This window comes from Brevibacillus centrosporus (assembly GCF_003710815.1).
GTDB lineage: Bacteria > Bacillota > Bacilli > Brevibacillales > Brevibacillaceae > Brevibacillus > Brevibacillus centrosporus.
The window spans coordinates 1-1,514 of sequence record NZ_RHHP01000070.1; the positions used below are offsets into that span (position 1 = coordinate 1).

Sequence of the window (1,514 nt, forward strand, 5' to 3'; positions counted from 1 at the left end):
CTCAACTTTCGCACCATAAAAATCGGTGCAATCTCTTGGGACTCTAGGGATTAAAGGCAAAAAAAACGTGGATTGACATAGAAACACCTTTCTTGTCTGGTATCATGGAAGTGTCGAGCAACCATGCAAACAAAGAAAGGTGTGTACCTCTATGCTACACCATAATTCCTTGTCTGAACAGGCAAAAACTCGCTTTACCGCAGTGTTTTCCACCCTGCAAATCGGCCATTTACTTCGAAAGGCTGGTATTTCTAAATCATTCGGCCTTTCCAGCCTAGCCGTGTTTCAGCTTCTGTTTTCGCTGGTCTTTGAAGGACGTAATTGGTTTCGTCTTCAAGAGAGCGAGCGAGGTGAGTCATTACCTGGTAAAGATGTCGTCTACCGGTTTCTCAATCAGTCGTCCTTTGCCTGGCGGAAGTTTCTTCAGAGCATTGCCTTAAAAACCGTTTTGCACTTTGAATCTCTCATTGCCTCATCGCGCACGCGCGTCTTTGTCATCGATGACTCTGTCTTAAGCCGCAACCGCAGTAAGAAAGCTGAACTCTTAGCCCGTGTGTTCGACCATACAACCGGCCGTTTTATAAAAGGATTTACGATGCTCACACTCGGTTGGTCGGACGGTTTCAGCTTTGCTCCAATCGATTTTGTCATGCTTTCGTCTGCTAAGATGGCGAACCGCATTTGCGAGATGAACGGGAATTTGTCCAAGCGTAGCCATGGCTACAAACGCCGAATGGAGGCGTTTTCGCGTAAACCTGAAGCCGTCGCCCTTCTGATTAAGCGAGCGCTGTCTGCTGGCTTTACCGCTGACTATGTGCTGATGGACAGCTGGTTTACCCAAGCACCGTTGCTTCGCCAGTTGGCTACCCAAGGTATTCACGTTATTGGTATGATCAAAGACATGAAACAGCGTTACCGGTTAAACGGAAAGCTTCTGAGCTTAAAAGAGTTGTACCGCGCACTACCGAAAAACACCGCAGCCGACGTTCTCGGTTCCGTAATCGTCGAGACAACCTGTGGATTACCGGTGAAACTAGTGTTCGTCCGAAACCGCAACAAGCGACGTGAATGGCTGGCGATTCTCAGCACAGATCTGACAGCCGATACAGCGGAAATCGTACGAATCTACGGCATGCGGTGGAGCATTGAGACGTTTTTTAAGTTTACCAAGAGCTATCTCAAGCTCGGCACCGAGTTTCAAGGCCGTTCTTTCGACATGCTCATTAGCCATACAACCGTGGTGTTTAGTCGTTATCTGGTGTTAGAGTTCGAACGCCGACAAGAGCATGATACCAGGTCACTAGGCGGCTTATTTCTCCTGTTTGCTGACGAGATAAGAGACTTAGATTACCAAACCGCGTTGCAGCAACTAATGACGTTATTCATGAAAATGGCAGAAACCAAAACGGGGCAGGAAAAGGCATTTGTATTTTGTCAACTTCGCGAGTGGATTGCGGGTTTACCCAACTATATCAAGGGTTACCTGCCTAATTTGAGCTGCGAAAGTTGAGTTA

At 47.4% G+C, this 1,514-nt stretch carries 1 protein-coding gene; it reads left to right on the top strand.

What is annotated here, in order from left to right; genetic code table 11:
• Positions 1–151 precede the first annotated feature (151 nt).
• Positions 152–1,510, top strand: a complete 1,359-nt coding sequence (locus EDM55_RS29880; RefSeq protein ID WP_122962138.1) for an IS4 family transposase — start codon at positions 152–154, stop codon at positions 1,508–1,510.
• The last annotated feature ends 4 nt before the right edge of the window (positions 1,511–1,514 follow it).

What these genes read in the sequence shown, in the direction of transcription:
- EDM55_RS29880 (WP_122962138.1), top strand. Translation starts at nt 152, where the DNA reads ATGCTACACCATAATTCCTTGTCTGAACAGGCAAAAACTCGCTTTACC.